Origin of the sequence: Bradyrhizobium sp. BLXBL-01 (assembly GCF_051853025.1) — a bacterium.
Taxonomy (GTDB): Bacteria; Pseudomonadota; Alphaproteobacteria; order Rhizobiales; family Xanthobacteraceae; genus Bradyrhizobium.
Genome location: NZ_CP182471.1, coordinates 6,557,158 through 6,571,891, shown reverse-complemented (window position 1 = coordinate 6,571,891; position 14,734 = coordinate 6,557,158). Strand labels below are relative to the sequence as shown.

12 protein-coding genes are annotated in these 14,734 nt (G+C 60.7%); 8 read left to right on the top strand and 4 right to left on the bottom strand.

Annotated elements, in window-relative coordinates; all coding sequences use genetic code 11:
- Positions 1-65: 65 nt before the first annotated feature.
- From trbF to ACNJYA_RS30505, 4 genes are read left to right on the top strand one after another with little or no spacing between them, the layout of a single operon-like run.
- The gene (trbF, locus tag ACNJYA_RS30520) at positions 66-749 is read left to right on the top strand and encodes a conjugal transfer protein TrbF (RefSeq protein WP_439401204.1); all 684 of its coding nucleotides are present in this window, start codon (positions 66-68) and stop codon (positions 747-749) included.
- Entirely contained in the window at positions 746-1,780 is a 1,035-nt protein-coding gene (gene trbG, locus ACNJYA_RS30515) for a P-type conjugative transfer protein TrbG (RefSeq protein WP_439401203.1), read from the top strand. Before trbF ends, trbG begins: the two co-directional genes overlap by 4 nt.
- Positions 1,777-2,988, top strand: a complete 1,212-nt coding sequence (locus tag ACNJYA_RS30510; RefSeq protein ID WP_439401202.1) for a TrbI/VirB10 family protein — start codon at positions 1,777-1,779, stop codon at positions 2,986-2,988. The genes trbG and ACNJYA_RS30510 overlap by 4 nt, the downstream gene beginning before the upstream one ends.
- A gap of 4 nt (positions 2,989-2,992) precedes the next feature.
- On the top strand, positions 2,993-3,223 hold the full coding sequence (locus ACNJYA_RS30505) for a DUF2274 domain-containing protein (protein ID WP_036030461.1): 231 nt from the start codon (positions 2,993-2,995) through the stop codon (positions 3,221-3,223).
- A 189-nt stretch (positions 3,224-3,412) separates the two neighbouring features.
- On the opposite strand, the gene ACNJYA_RS30500 is transcribed toward ACNJYA_RS30505, so the two are convergent.
- Positions 3,413-4,318 (bottom strand): TauD/TfdA dioxygenase family protein, encoded by a 906-nt coding sequence (locus ACNJYA_RS30500; protein ID WP_439403491.1) that lies wholly within the window; start codon positions 4,316-4,318, stop codon positions 3,413-3,415.
- A gap of 1,566 nt (positions 4,319-5,884) precedes the next feature.
- Positions 5,885-6,271 carry a hypothetical protein gene (locus tag ACNJYA_RS30495; protein ID WP_439401201.1) on the bottom strand — a complete coding sequence of 129 codons (387 nt, stop codon included), beginning with the start codon at positions 6,269-6,271 and terminating at the stop codon, positions 5,885-5,887.
- A 694-nt stretch (positions 6,272-6,965) separates the two neighbouring features.
- On the opposite strand from ACNJYA_RS30495, the gene ACNJYA_RS30490 reads away from it, so the two are divergent.
- Positions 6,966-7,418 (top strand): hypothetical protein, encoded by a 453-nt coding sequence (locus tag ACNJYA_RS30490; protein WP_439364190.1) that lies wholly within the window; start codon positions 6,966-6,968, stop codon positions 7,416-7,418.
- Between the two features lie 95 nt (positions 7,419-7,513).
- Here ACNJYA_RS30490 and ACNJYA_RS30485 read toward each other — a convergent pair whose 3' ends face one another.
- Complete coding sequence (locus ACNJYA_RS30485) at positions 7,514-8,212, bottom strand: hypothetical protein (protein WP_439364189.1); 699 nt, start codon at positions 8,210-8,212, stop codon at positions 7,514-7,516.
- An 866-nt stretch (positions 8,213-9,078) separates the two neighbouring features.
- Positions 9,079-9,219: a hypothetical protein gene (locus tag ACNJYA_RS30480; RefSeq protein WP_439364188.1), complete on the bottom strand. Its 141-nt coding sequence runs from the start codon at positions 9,217-9,219 to the stop codon at positions 9,079-9,081.
- A 57-nt stretch (positions 9,220-9,276) separates the two neighbouring features.
- Between ACNJYA_RS30480 and ACNJYA_RS30475 the strand changes: the two genes are divergently transcribed.
- The 3 genes from ACNJYA_RS30475 to mdoH all read left to right on the top strand — a co-directional run bounded on the left by ACNJYA_RS30475 (position 9,277) and on the right by mdoH (position 14,656).
- Complete coding sequence (locus ACNJYA_RS30475) at positions 9,277-10,827, top strand: tetratricopeptide repeat protein (protein WP_439364187.1); 1,551 nt, start codon at positions 9,277-9,279, stop codon at positions 10,825-10,827.
- A gap of 215 nt (positions 10,828-11,042) precedes the next feature.
- The gene (locus tag ACNJYA_RS30470; RefSeq protein ID WP_439364186.1) at positions 11,043-12,548 is read left to right on the top strand and encodes a glucan biosynthesis protein G; all 1,506 of its coding nucleotides are present in this window, start codon (positions 11,043-11,045) and stop codon (positions 12,546-12,548) included.
- Positions 12,536-14,656: a glucans biosynthesis glucosyltransferase MdoH gene (gene mdoH / locus ACNJYA_RS30465; protein WP_212254886.1), complete on the top strand. Its 2,121-nt coding sequence runs from the start codon at positions 12,536-12,538 to the stop codon at positions 14,654-14,656. The genes ACNJYA_RS30470 and mdoH overlap by 13 nt, the downstream gene beginning before the upstream one ends.
- Positions 14,657-14,734: the final 78 nt, after the last annotated feature.

Sequence of the window (14,734 nt, the reverse complement as noted above, 5' to 3'; positions counted from 1 at the left end):
CAGCGCCTCAAATCCATCTATCGCACAACTTGAAACCGATCACTCGATATCAGGGGCAACCATCGATGTTCAAACGACCATCAGTTCACTACGGGCGCATGCCCGAGCCGATTACACCCTATCAAAAGGCAGCCCAAGTTTGGGACGAACGCATTGGATCTGCCCGCGTGCAAGCCAAGAACTGGCGTCTGATGGCGTTCAGCTGCTTGGTGCTATCAGCCGGTCTCGCCGGCAGCCTTGTCTGGCAATCGAGCCAAGGCTCGATCACGCCCTGGGTGGTCGAAGTCGATCATCTCGGCCAAGCCCAAAGAGTTGCGCCCGCCAACATCGACTATCAGCCTACAGACGCTCAGATCGCGTACCATCTGGCGCGCTTCATTGAGGACGTCAGAGGCCTGCCGGCCGACGGCATAGTTCTGCGCCAAAACTGGCTCCGGGCCTATGATTTTACAACCGATCGCGGCGCCGCTGCGCTCAATGACTACGCACGCAACAACGATCCCTTTGCCAAGTTGGGCAAGGCCCAGATCTCCGTCGACGTATCGAGCGTCATTCGCGCCTCTTCGGAGAGCTTTCGCGTCGCGTGGACGCAGCGCACCTACGACAACGGTTCGTTGAGCTCAACTGAGCGCTGGACTGCAATTCTCTCGATCGTGATCGAAACGCCCCGCGACGCCGAACGCCTGCGCAAGAATCCGCTTGGCGTTTACGTCCGCGCCATCAACTGGTCAAAGGAGTTGAATCAGTGACCAAGACGCCGTCAGACGTTCATTCGAAACGTTGCTTCCAGCAAAGCAGGATCGATTCGGCTTGGCCCAAGTTCGTGAGCTCGAAGCGAGCATTGCTGTCCGCTCTCTTGCTTTGCTCGTCGGCGCTGGGTGGGTGCGCGACCTACTTTCCGCCAGAGATCAGCTATGACGCTGAAGTTCCTCCGCTGCCGGCAACGCCCGTGGCTCTCGACGACAGACCGCGACCACTTCACGTTCCGCCCCTCTGGAAGCCGGCTCTCGGCGGCAAATCGGGAGGGAAGGAAGACGCTGAACCCGTGAACCGGGTTGAGACCGCAAACAGCGCAGCCCGGGTCGAGCCGCGCAAGCGAGGGTATTTCAACGCGGCGCAAATCTACGCCTACAGTCCCGGGGCGCTTTATCAAATTTACGCCGCACCGGGGCAGATCACGGATATCGCGCTAGAGGAGGGAGAACAGTTGACGGGATCAGGGCCGATCGCGGCCGGAGATACCGTACGCTGGGTCGTGGGCGATACCGAGAGCGGGAGCGGCGACACACGGCGCGTCCATATCCTGGTCAAGCCGACCCGAGCTTCGATCGAGACTAACCTGGTCGTCAATACCGATCGGCGGACCTACCTGATCGAACTGCGCTCCCGCGAGCGGCCATATATGCCATCCGTTGCCTGGTACTATCCGGAAGCAGTGCGCGAGCAGTCGCGTTCAGTTGCTCTGAAACCCGTTCTTCCGGAGCCGGCGCGGCGCATCTCCCGCTATGTCATCGAAGGGGACAGTCCACCCTGGCGGCCGATCGCCGCATATGACGATGGCCGCAAGGTCTATGTCCAATTCCCGCAAGGCATCGTGCAGGGCGAGATGCCACCGCTCTTTGTCATCGGCCCGGAGGGCAAGACCGAGCTCGTCAATTATCGCGCCTACGGTAACGTATTGATCGTCGATCGGCTGTTTGCAGCCGCCGAACTCCGGCTCGGCGGTGAGCACCAGCAGAAGGTCCGTATTGTCCGGACCGACGGGAGGCCGTCGTCATGAACACCCGCAATGGAAACGATCACGAGAAAACAGTTCCACCGGAGACACAAGTGGAGCGGTCAGAAAGCTTCCGCTTGAGAGCAGAGCATCCGCGCGTGACGCGGTTGTCGCGGAAGCTCTTGGCCGGCGGGAGCGCGGTCGTCCTGCTTGTCATCGGTGGGGCTGTGTTGTGGTCGCTGCAGCATAATCGCTCCCGAAATCAGGCGGCGGAGGAGCTTTATAGCACAGACCACCACAATGTTGCCGACGGTATTACGACCCTGCCGAAGGATTATGCTGGCGTTCCGCGCCAGCCAATCCCGCAGCTTGGTCCGCCGCTCCCCGGGGACCTCGGTAGACCGATCCTTGCCGCTCAAGGCCAGTCGCCGGCGATTGGCGCTTATCCGGACCAGCAGCGCCGGGATCAAGAGACCGAGGCAGCCCGCATCAGTCATCTATTCGCTTCGACGAACGGACGTGAAGTACGTCCGCCCACCGCGCCGCTTGTTGGAAGCGATCGCGTCGTGCCATCGAATCCAGCGGTGACCGGGGATGACGCATCTGCACAAAGCGGTCAGGACCGAAAGCTTGCCTTCGTGAACGCCTCCGTGGACCGTCGTACGGTCAGCCCTGACCGCGTCACCAGGCCCGCCACACCATATATCGTGCAGGCCGGGACGGTGATTCCGGGAGCGCTGATCACAGGGATTAGATCAGATCTTCCAGGCCAAATCACCGCGCAGGTGACGGAAAACGTATACGATACGCCCACCGGTCGGTTCTTGTTGGTACCGCAGGGCGCGCGCCTGATCGGGGTATACGATAGCCAGGTCACTTTCGGCCAGTCCCGCGTCCTGCTCGTCTGGACACGGCTGATCATGCCGAATGGACGGTCGATCGTTCTCGAGCGGCAGCCTGGCGCTGACACTGCCGGATACGCAGGTCTCGAAGATCAGGTCGACAATCACTGGGGCGAGTTGTTCAAGGCTGCGGCACTATCGACGTTTCTGGCGATCGGGACCGAACTGGGCGCCGGCTCGGACACCAATAGCAACGACAGTGCAATCATCCAGGCATTGCGACACGGCGCGTCGGACTCACTAAACCAGACGGGGCAGCAGGTGGTTCGCCGCAGTCTCAGCGTCCAGCCCACTCTAACCGTGCGACCTGGCGTCCCGGTTCGTGTTCTTGTCAATCATGACCTCATACTTACACCCTATAAAGGGTAACAAAATGCCAAAACTAAAAATAGGAGAACTTCCAGACGACAAGCCGGTCAAAGTAAGTGCGGAGCTGCCTGCGGCGGTGCATCGTGATCTCATTGCATATGCAGAAGCGCTTACGCGTCAGGGTGGTCAAGTGGTCGATCCGACTAAACTCATCGCCCCCATGTTGGCGCGCTTTATGGCCACTGATCGAGGATTTTCTAAGCTGAAACGTGAAGCCGCTGGCGAAGGACAGTGATGCTCCAGTTTCCTCGAAGCCGTCGGTCGACGCTAAACAGCTTGCATGCATCAAGCTAGGCGCTGCCGAGTTGGCCTTAAGAGCTGAGATATCGCGTCCGAAAGTGTGTTTTCGCGTTTACCTTAAACAAGTCCGATTGCCAGATTTTCTCGATTTTCAGACGCGAGAGCGCTGGGCGTCGTCGTGCAGTCATTCGGTCACCTTCAGGCGCGTTACACTGCTCCGGCCATCGACGCTGACAGGCACCTCACCCTCGATCGTGGCCCGACGTACGACGCGATGCTGGTTCCCGTAATCGTTGACCGCATAATGCTGCGTTGCGCGGTTATCCCATATCGCAATATCCCCCTCTAACCAGTTCCAGCGCACAGTGTTTTCGGGCGCGGTGATGTGAGACTGAAATAGGTCGAACAGCTTTTGTCCGTCGTATTTGGGGACATCAACAAACTGCTTCACCAAGGCGCCGAGCACTAGCGTCCGCTCGCCTGTTTCGGGGTGGACGCGTACGACGGGATGCTCCGTCTCAAAAACGGCTTTGGTGAACACCTCGTCAAAGTGCTTCTTGTCGACCTCGCGGAGACGCGCGATCCCAGCGTAATCAAAAACGTTGCTGTGAACGGCCCATAGGCCCTCGGCGAGCCGTTGTAGGGGCGACGGCAAACCAAGATAAGCGGCAGCTGTGTTAGACCACACGGTGTCGCCTCCGAACGGTGGCATTACCACGGCCCGCAGGACCAAGATCCTGGGATAGGCGTCGGCAAAGGTCCCATCCGCATGCCAAACGTCGGCGCGACCGCCACCGCGAGTGGAATCCAGTTCGAGGAGCGACGCCCCCTTGGTAGCGCCGAGTATCGGATGTGGCACTAGCTTTCCCAGACGAGCGGAAAAGCGCTCCTGCTCGGCGTCATTGAGATGTCCTTGATTGCGGAAGAAGATCACCTTGTGCTCTAGCAATAAGCTGTTGATCGCAGCTATCGCGTGATCCGGTAGATCGCCTGATAGCTTGATATTTTTGACTTCGGCACCGATGCGCGCTGCACGTTTCACAATATCCGCGCTCGGAATGACGCCACCGATCAAAGTCATTGCGCTGATCTCGCTTTTCCAGGCCCTGGCAGGTCTCCCGCACCCCCTTTGGAGCGAATGATCTGCAGCAAGCATCGTGCCAGAAAGACCAACATGTCCTCGACAATAGGCACTGAACGAATCGTGGTATTTGCCGCGAGTCATCGAACGTCATCGTGCCATATCAACCTGTTCGAGAGTATTTGCTGGTCTACATGTCTCGGATGGTCATAGCGGGTATGTCCGCGATGTGAATCAGCTGACCGTTCCTCAAGGATGAAATGCGGGTGGAAAGCTGACTATTTGCTGCTTTGTGGCTCTGTTTCTTGATAGATCGTTTTAGGCAATGGCCATACCAGGCGGCGCTGGGCAAGCCATTACGCCGAATGGGCTTTTGGAGAGTTCGCTTACTACCCGCTGTACTCGACCTGACACGGGATTTGGGCTCTGTCGGAATACCGACAACTCTCCACATACTTTAGTAAGCTCAAGCTGACTGTTCCATTGGCGAATTCGCGAGTTAATTGAGGACCCGAGGTAATCTCCCGTAATGCCGCTGGAGCCCGTGAGAGTTGCAGATGTAAGATCGCGGCGGCAGTTATGCACATTATCGTCTCGGTCCTGAAGTAGGATAAAAGCTGCAATTTCCTGGTCCTGTGTCAGTTTGCTCGCCTAGGCCGGTGGAGAAACCAATGCGATCAGGCACGGGCGGTGGCTCATCTTGCGCTTGCCTTCCATCATGGTGATCGCGATGAAATCCGCCGGAGCATCGCTGACCGCCCACGGCGTCGCACGTCACGTCTCATGGGGATTCGTCAGTCGCGTCACGATCTGAAGCGGGCGATTGAGATCCTCGAAGAATTCAATCGGCCCATGGGCGTGGACCGCGATGTAAATTCCATGTCCGCACCATATGTTCGGCTTGTGGCCTGCTGGGAGACCAGGATGGCGTCTCGCAAGCCTCTGCGCCAGTAAAGATCGCCAGAGCGGTCCGATTGGGCAATGCGCGATTGCGGGTTGCTAAGTTCACTTCGCCTGCGGCTTGCCTGGCGTCTTTGTCTACTGGAACCATGGTGCGGAACGTCGTGGCACCGGCGGTAGGGCTGGTCCACAGCGGCTCCTGCGGTCGTTTGTTCCGTAATGCCCGGAAGCATCCCAATTTCCAGGAAACGGATGCTTTCTCGGGCACTTAAGCGCTGTTAGCGGAACGACCGTGCAGCTATTCGTTAGGCTGTGGGCACGGGTTGGCACATTGCTGCCTCACTTGGGCGCAGTTCTCTTGATCTTTCTCAAGCGATGCCCCTTCTGCAGCAGTGGAGCAGGCGCGCCTGCCGCGCAGCGCTGGCAAAGGCGTCGTGGTCGACGATTCTAAGACGGATCAGCTTCGGGCAAGGCCACGAAACTGAAATCGCATCCATCTTCCAGGGATCCGGCGAGTACCGTGGTTCAAGAGCCGCCCCTCCTCATTGCCTCGATACTAGCTCGGGCGAGCCCCCAATCGTCAGACTTCAGAAGGGCAACTTCCACACGAAATAGAGAAGCGCAGCGATTGCCACCCAGAAAAGTATGCCGCGGAAGATGAAAGCGAGCGCCATTTTAATCGCCATCTTGCCCAAGCCGCTGCGCCATGGCGATTCCATCGATCGCGTCTGCCAGCCCTTCCAAGAAAGTCCGATACCACGCGTCATCATCGGGAAGGTCCCATTCTTGTAGGCTGCCGACGTAACGCGTCAGAGCAATCACGCCTGCGATCGTGGTTGGGGTTGAACGGATGAGCACGTTCCCATGCTCCGCGAGAGCTTGGTTCCTTTGACAGCTGATTTCGTCGGCGGCATCAAACTCGGGTCCCGAATCGAGTTTCGCCGATACGGACAGGGCCGCATCGTAATGTGCCAACAGCTCGCGATGACGCTCGATCACAAGGAAGATTAGATCCCGATCGGCTGCAGCAGTCGACTGGGGAGAAATTTCCTGCGATGACAATGTTGGCCCCAAGCAAGTAGCAGGGCTACGTTAGCATGGTGCCCATGACGATAATCAGCGTAGAAGGTCCTTCATCTGCGGTATTTCTGCTCGATCGTCTTGGCATTCATGCGAGGTCAACGGCTCCATCTTGAGTTTGAGACGTTTCGCGCACGAGGGCGCGCCTTGCTCGCGGGAAAACGGGCCTGCTCGATCGTTTTGGCGTACATTACTGGCCTTTCAAGCGTCGTCATTTATGAATGCCACGCAGCGTACCAGGGCGGAGATCCTCGCACAGCCGGCTTGGGGGTGTCCTCGCACCGTTGGCGGAACTTCGTCCGCGTCGTGTGAAGGCGACACCACGACATCGGGTATTCGGCGGCAGGCCCATTCAGCCATCATTCACGGATCATCCGGTCTGAGCCGGAGTGACGACGCAGTTGAGGCGTCGACGCCCGCGGTGGGAGCTCTCCGCAAAAGTCTTACGCGGGCGGTTGGATAAGATATCGTAGGTTTGGTCGGTGTGGGGGTAGGCGGTAGCGCTCCCCCGCTACCAAAATCCAGCTAAGCAGCTGATGCTTTTTCAGAAGATCGAATGCACTCGGCCGATGCTAGCGGGTTGCGTTATGCTGGTCCCATAGTTCGGATGCCGGTTGCTGGCGGGCGGCGTCGCGCGCGCTGCATTGATCCGCAAACGGGCGCGGAGTGATGGGAAATGTCTGACCAGCTTGAACTTGTAGTGCTTCATCGGAGCGGTTGCGCAAGCCCGGCGAAGAAGGAGCGGTACACGTTCGATTTCGTCGTTAACGGGCGATCTCTCTTTGCCGTCACCGGCGCCGCCGGCTTCGATTTGTCCGGTTGTCTTTCGGTCCCTCACCGAGAGCCCGAGCTTGCCCTTCGGCTCAACGACAGGCTCGAGCGACTCTTGACATCGGATGTTCCGCTGGGCGGGGCACACCGTGTGGCTCTGTACGTATGTCCGGAATGTGGAGACCTCGCGTGCGGAGCCATCACCGCGATCGTATCGCGGAGCGACGGTATCGTGCGTTGGTCCGACTTTGCGTACGAGAATGGAGATGACAGCGAAACCAAGCTGTCGAAGGTCGGGCCCTTCGCGTTCGACTGGATATCCTACGTGACTGAAATCGAGCGAGCTTGCGCAGGCTGACGGACCGTAGGATGGGTAGAGCGCAGCGAAACCCATCATGTCTCCCCCTGGCAAACATCTCGATGGGTTTCGCTGCGCTCTACCCATCCTACGATCTAATCAAAGTATGTGATCGTTTTCTTCACCACGATTGGCTTCCCCTGATCGAACAGAAATTTGAAATCTCCGTCGCGGGATCGCAGCAACCAGAGTGCCTTGCTCAACGACACCACATAGCTATCAGGAGTGACGACTCTTTGCTGCAGGCAGACCAGCAAGGAGTCGTTCGCTGTGAGCCGAAGGATGTTCGGGAATACAATCCCCTGTTCTCCGAGTGGTTTACTCAGGAGCCCAAAGGTATATTTGAGGTCGCGAATGTCCGTAATTTCTCCTGGCTTTATTACAATCGATGAAAAATCGAACCGCGGATAAATTTTTGTGTCTGGTTCGCCCGCGTCGCAACTCTCGTCTGCCGGTGTCCTGGTGTCATTGTACTTGAGCGCGACCAGCCCAAGGTTGCTGATGCGAGCCTGCCGATTTCCTGAATTGATGTAGGTCAGGCTGATCGGCTGCGTAAATCCAACCCCGTCGGTTTCCGTTGTTATGAGGGGGGCGGAGGATGTGATGAGGACCCTCAGGTCGTCGGTCTGACGAAGCTTCGCCCAAAATCCAAATGCCGAAATGCCGAAGCCGAACACAGTAATTAGAAAGGTCACTATGCTGGCTAGTACGGCTGCCGACCATCGATTTGCCTGAGTTGCCGATGGCTGCGATCGATGACTTCTCAACAAAGCGCGCATCTGCTTGCGATGCATCTCGGCCTCTCCGGCTCGTATGCAAATCAATTGTCTCGTTCTGCAATTTATGGGTGCATTGAATTGAGTGTCAATGACGGTAGGGGGCCCCGCTTCGGCTTTCGCCGTGAGCTGTCAGTCCTGTTTCGCACCCCGTCAACCTCTCCCCACAAAAATATTCCCCTTTACCGAATTTCGGAAATATCGTATGTGTCAGCCCCTCCCGGCTCATCCTTGAGGGGCGATCGCGTCGTCGTCTTGATCGCGAGCCGGGCTTGCGGTGGACGCGGCAGCGTCGGGCGCGAAAGGTGCGGGCAGGGAGGGTAGTCCCCGGAGAGCTCGTGGCCGCGCGCGGACGAACGGCGCTGCTAGGTTCGTCTCGTCTGTAAGTTTCCGGCTTCGTCGACGGAGCGGGGAATACTGCGGGCGAAATGGCGGGCCGTGCGTACGGCAAAACCGTGTGGTCCTGGCCGTCGTTGCTACGGTCAAGCTCTTGCGGAGGCGGCATCTCGCGTCAACCGGCGCGGGTGCCGGTGTATTCCGTGAGCGCGAGGGAGGCCAGAAGGAACTCGGCTCCCGGGAGAGCGCGGCATAAGCCGTCCGACCATCGCGCAGGGAAGGCCGAGTGATCGGCACCACCTGTATGCTGCTGTGCGGTTTTCTGCGTGTGCATTTGCGCAGCAGACCGCGGGTGCGATGTCGGCACCCGGCCTTCCCTGTGCCCTCTTGGCTTTCAGAGGGACGAAACATCTGGCAAAGCTCGGGCGAAATCAGCCGCGGGGCTGCGAAGGCGTGTCTGCGATGAAACGCGCGTGGTGGCAGGCCGCACTCGGGAAGCAAGCGACCGGTTCTGTGATCACCATCACAGGCATGGCCGCCTTCCCCGTCTATACTGCCGGCTCTGAAGCAGGGTGGCGACCATGCGGAATTGGATTGCACTGGTTTTCAGTTTCTTTTTTTTCACTTTTCTGGCCGCCGCTGATGTTGCGGTCGCAGACGACCGGACAATCTGCGCGCAGCGCGGCCATGAGGACCGCATCGCCGCGTGTTCGCGGCTGATCGCAAAGAGCGGCGGGCGCGACGCCTTGGCGTTCGACAATCGCGGTGCCGAATATGGCGACAAGGGCGACTACGATCGCGCAATCTCCGATTTCAGCGAGGCCATCCGCATCGATCCGAAATACGCGCTTGCCTGGCAGCATCGCGGCGCCGCCCTGCTTCGCCGGAACGAGGTGGATCGGGCCATCGCCGACCTGACCGCCTCGATCCGGCTCGATGCAAACAATCTGAACGCCTTGAACGACCGCGGCATGGCCTATGCCGCTGCAGGTGATTCCGAGCGCGCGCTTTCGGATTACAATGCAGCGATCCGCATCAATCCGAGGTTCAAGTTCGCCTACTTCAATCGAGGGCGGCTCTATGCCGGCAAGGGCGACCACACCCGGGCGATCGCCGAATACTCCGAGGTCATTCGCATTGACCCGACCTACGGTTATGCGTTCAACAATCGCGGACTGTCCTATCAGCACACCGGCCAGTCCGAGCGTGCCGTGGCCGATTTCAGCGAGGCGATCCGGCTTTTGCCGAGGACGACGCTGGCCTACAACAACCGCGGCGACATCTACCTCCTTCAGGGCAGGTACGATCAAGCCCTCGCCGATTTCAACGAGTCGCTGCGCAATGATCCGCAACATCAGAGCGCGCTGGTAAACCGCGGAATGGTGTTCGAGAAGCTGGGCGAGGTCGCAAAGGCCCGCGCCGACTTCAACGCAGCTCTGGCTGCCCCGCAGAAGTACGACAGCGCGAAATGGTCGATGGACAAGGCACGCGAACGCCTCGCCGCGCTGGACGATACGTCCATCAAGACCGTTCCTCCCGCCACCACCACGTCGGTCATCGCGCTGCCGGGACCGTCAAGTAGAAATGACAGGCGCATCGCGCTCGTGGTCGGAAACTCCGCTTATGAGAATGTCGCAGCGCTCGCCAATCCGGCTCGCGATGCGGCGCTCGTCGCCGAAACGCTCAAGCTCACCGGATTCGATTCCGTCACGCTGCTGACCGATCTGCGCAAGGATGCGTTGACCGCGGCGCTGCGCGACTTTGCAAGGCAGGCGGAAATCGCCGACTGGGCGATGGTATATTACGCCGGTCACGGCATGGAGGTCGGCGGCGTCAACTATCTGATCCCGATCGACGCGAAGATCGCCTCCGACCGCGACGTCAGCTTCGAAGCCGTGGCGCTGGACCAGGTGTTGAACGCGGCGGAACGCGCCAAGCGGCTGCGCCTCATCATCCTCGATGCCTGCCGCGACAATCCGTTCGCCAACCAGATGAAGCGCACCATGACGCTCGCGTCGCGTTCGGTGTCGCGCGGCCTTGCGGCGATCGAGCCCGAGGCGGGCACGCTGGTGGTGTATGCCGCCAAGGACGGAGAGATGGCGCTCGACGGAGTGGGCAGGAACAGCCCGTTCGCCACGGCGTTCGTCGACAATATGCGCAAGCCCGGTCTCGAGGTGCGCCGGCTGTTCGACGTCGTGCGTGACGACGTCATGGAGGCGACCAATCGTGCACAAAAGCCGTTCAGCTACGGATCGGTCTCGGGCCGGCAGGATTTTTACTTCGTTGCCGGGAAATGAGACCTGAGGGGCCTTCCCTGTGCCCTCCTGGCTTTCAGAGGGTGGAGTGACGAAGTAAAGCTCGGGCGAAAGTCGTCGCGAGGATGCGAAACCGTGTCGCAATCAGCCGGCGACCTCACGCTAGCGGCGTGCGAGGGTGGAACTGGGCCGGCTGGAACTCGTGGGCGCGTCGGCCGTTGCTTGGCCGCGGCAATTGCAAGCGAGTAGGAGAGTACGTGAACCGACGCCAGCTTGTTCAAGGGTCGGCAGCGCTGCCGGCGCTGCTGCTTGCTTCCCGACGCAGTCTGGCCGCCCCTTCGGATGACATGTTCGGGCCGTCCACCGTGAGGGACCTGGCGCGGAGGTTGGCGAGCAAGCCGTACGAGGCGCCGGACGAGAAGCTGCCGAGTGGATTGAAGGACCTGGACTACGATCAGTATCGTTCGATCCGCTTTTTGCCCGAGCGGGCGCTCTGGCGCGGCAAGAATCTTCCGTTCGAGGCGCAGTTCTTCCACCGCGGCTTCTTTTACAAGAACAGGGTGAACATCTTCGAGGTCGCGGACGGAAAGGCGTCCGAACTCAAGTACCGCAAGGCGGACTTCTCCTTCGGCGAGAAGGTCCCGACGTTCGAGGACATCGATCTCGGGTTCGCAGGCTTCCGCATCCATGCGCCGATGAACCGTCCCGACTATTACGACGAGGTCTGCGTTTTCCTGGGGGCGAGCTACTTCCGCGCGGTGGCCAAGGGGCAGACCTACGGCCTTTCTGCCAGGGGGCTCTCGATCGATACGGGCGAAGCCAAGGGCGAGGAATTTCCGCTCTTCAAGACGTTCTGGCTCGAGCGGCCGGCGCCGGGTGCGACCTCGTTGGTGATTCATGCCCTGCTCGACAGCAAGAGCTGCGCCGCGAGCTATCGGTTCACCGTGCGTCCCGGGGAGACGACGGTCTTCGACGTCGAAATGTCGGTCTACCCGCGCGTCGAGATGCCGCGGGCCGGTCTCGCGCCCATGACCAGCATGTTCTTTTACGGTCCGAACGACCGCAACGACATCGACGATTTCCGCCCCTCAGTCCACGATTCCGATGGCCTTGGGATATTCAATGGGAAGGGCGAGAGCCTGTGGCGGCCGCTCAGCAATCCCCGCGATCTCCAGATCAGCACCTTCCAGGATCTCAATCCGCGTGGCTTCGGGCTGATGCAGCGGGAGAGAAACTTCTTCGCCTACCAGGACATCGAATCCAGCTTCGAAAAACGCCCAAGTCTCTGGATGGAGCCGATCGGGGATTGGGGCGAGGGCGGGGTCGTGCTGTTCGAGATCCCGACCAAGGAGGAGGTCCACGACAACATCGCCGCATTCTGGCGACCGAAAAACCCGCTGCAGGCCAAGGGCGAACACAACTACACCTATCGGCTGCATTGGGGGCCGGATAGCCCGAAGCCGCATTCGCTCGCCAGATTCACGCGAAGCGGGATCGGGGCGAGGGGTGAGGACGCGCGCCTGTTCGTACTCGATCTGCTCGGCGACAACCTCAAGGGCATCGATCCTGCCGGTGTCAAAGGCGTGGTGACGGCGGAGAAGTCCGAAGTGAAGAACATCGTCACGCAGCCCAATCCCCACACAGGTGGGTGGCGGCTCAGCTTCCAGTGCCAGGTGAAAAGCGAGCCGATCGAGCTGCGGGCGTTCCTGGCCCAAGGCGACAAGCCCTTGTCGGAAATCTGGGTCTACCGATGGGCGCCCTGAGCACGGCACCGCGGCCGATGGCCGGCGATATCGCGACCCAGCGCCTGCTGCCGGGCGAGTCCCCCCTTCCGATGGCTCCCGGCGATCTCGGAAAAAACCAGGTCGCCCACCGCATTCCTGCGCCGGTTGCTCCCGCGATGGCTTGGCGGCGCGGCCTCATCGTCGTCTCGACGGCGGCGCTCACGGCGGCCGGCGGATATGAGATGTATCGCGTGCTGCAGGTCGGCGGCGTCACCGTCCTTGAAGCCATGGTGCTGGCGCTCTTCCTGGTCCTGCTCGCCTGGGTCGCCTTCTCGTTCGCCTCCGCGCTGGCCGGCTTCTTCGTGCTGCTCGTCCATCGTCCGGGCGCCTTCGCGCCGGACGCGGAGCTGCCTGCGATCGCAAGCCGCACCGCCATGCTGCTTCCCACCTACAACGAAGACCCGCACCGATTGACGGCGCGGCTCCGCGCGATCATCGAATCCCTGGAGACGACCTCGCAAGGAAAGCTGTTCGACTGGTACGTTCTGAGCGACAGCACCGATCCGGACATCTGGGTCGCCGAAGAAAAAGCGCTCCTCGCGCTGCGACAGGCGGTGGGGACGCCACGGCTGTACTATCGACACCGAGGCGAGAATACGGCGCGCAAAGCCGGGAACATCTCCGAGTGGATCACGCGGTTCGGCGGCGCGTACGATTTCATGATCGTGCTCGATGCCGACAGTCTCATGAGCGGGCAGACCATCGTCCGACTGGTCCATGCCATGGAAAGCAATCCGAGCGCCGGGCTCGTCCAGACGCTCCCCATGGTCGTCAACGCGCGCAGCCTGTTCAGCCGGGTCCAGCAATTCGCGGGCCGCCTGTACGGACCGTTGATCGCCGCCGGCGTCGCCTGGTGGCACGGCTCCGAAGGCAATTACTGGGGCCACAACGCGATCATCCGCGTGAAGGCGTTCGCGGAATCGGCCGCGCTGCCGCAGCTGCGCGGGCGCAAGCCATTCGGCGGGCACATCCTGAGCCACGATTTCGTCGAAGCTGCGCTGATGCGGCGCGCGGGGTGGGGCATCTACATGCTGCCGACGCTCGGCGGAAGCTACGAAGAGGTGCCGCCCTCGCTGCTCGATTTCGCAGCGCGCGACCGACGCTGGTGCCAGGGCAATCTTCAGCATCTGGCTGTCGTGCCGGCGCGGGGTCTCCACTGGGTGTCGCGCCTGCATTTCATGGTGGGGATAGGGGCATATCTGACGGCACCGCTCTGGCTGCTGTTCCTCTTGCTGGGCATGCTGATCTCGTTGCAGGCCCGCTTCGTGCGGCCGGAGTATTTTCCGAAGGGTTTCTCGTTGTTTCCGACGTGGCCCGCCCAGGATCCCGTGCTCGCCATCTGGGTGTTCGTCGCCACGATGGGTCTGCTGCTGTTGCCGAAGCTGCTCAGCCTCGTCCTCGTTTGGATGCGGGGCTCGATGAGACGCCAGTTCGGCGGCGCGTTGCGAGCCTCGGCCGGAGTTCTCGCAGAGATCATAGTTTCCGCGCTGATGGCGCCGGTGATGATGATCTTTCAGTCGATCGCCGTGGTCGAGATTCTGGCCGGCCGCGATGCCGGCTGGCAGACGCAAAGGCGCGACGACGGTACGGTGGAGCGCCGCGAACTCTATCGGAAGTACGGCATTCCAACCATGTGCGGCGTCGCGATGGCCGCAAGCGCCTACGCCGTTTCGCTGCCCCTGCTGCTTTGGATGTCGCCGGTCATCGTTGGATTGCTGTTCGCCGTTCCCATAGGCGCGCTGACCGCCATGCCCGTCTCCGGAAGATTGTTTGTCACTCCCGAAGAGCGAGAGCCGCCTCCCGTCCTGCGGCGGGCGAACGAACTGAGCGCGTCGGCGGACGCAGGGGGCAACCCCGCGTTGCTGGAGCTGCGCCAAGACCCCGCGCTCCTGGCCTTCCACCTCGCTCAGCTGCCGCCGCCTCGCCCCACCAGGCCCGACACCGTCGACGCCAACCTGGCGGTCGGACGTGCCAAGATCGATGCCAGCGAGACTTTCGAGGAGGCCGCAGAGCATCTGTCCTCGCGGGAGATCTTCTCGATCTTGAACGACGGTTCGGCGCTCTCGACCGTGTTGCAGAAGCCATGAGGTTTCGGCCTGCCGGGCGCGCCCATCGGCGAGCGGCGAGCATTGGGCACGGAGCCCTTGCTTCGATGGGGCTGCCCT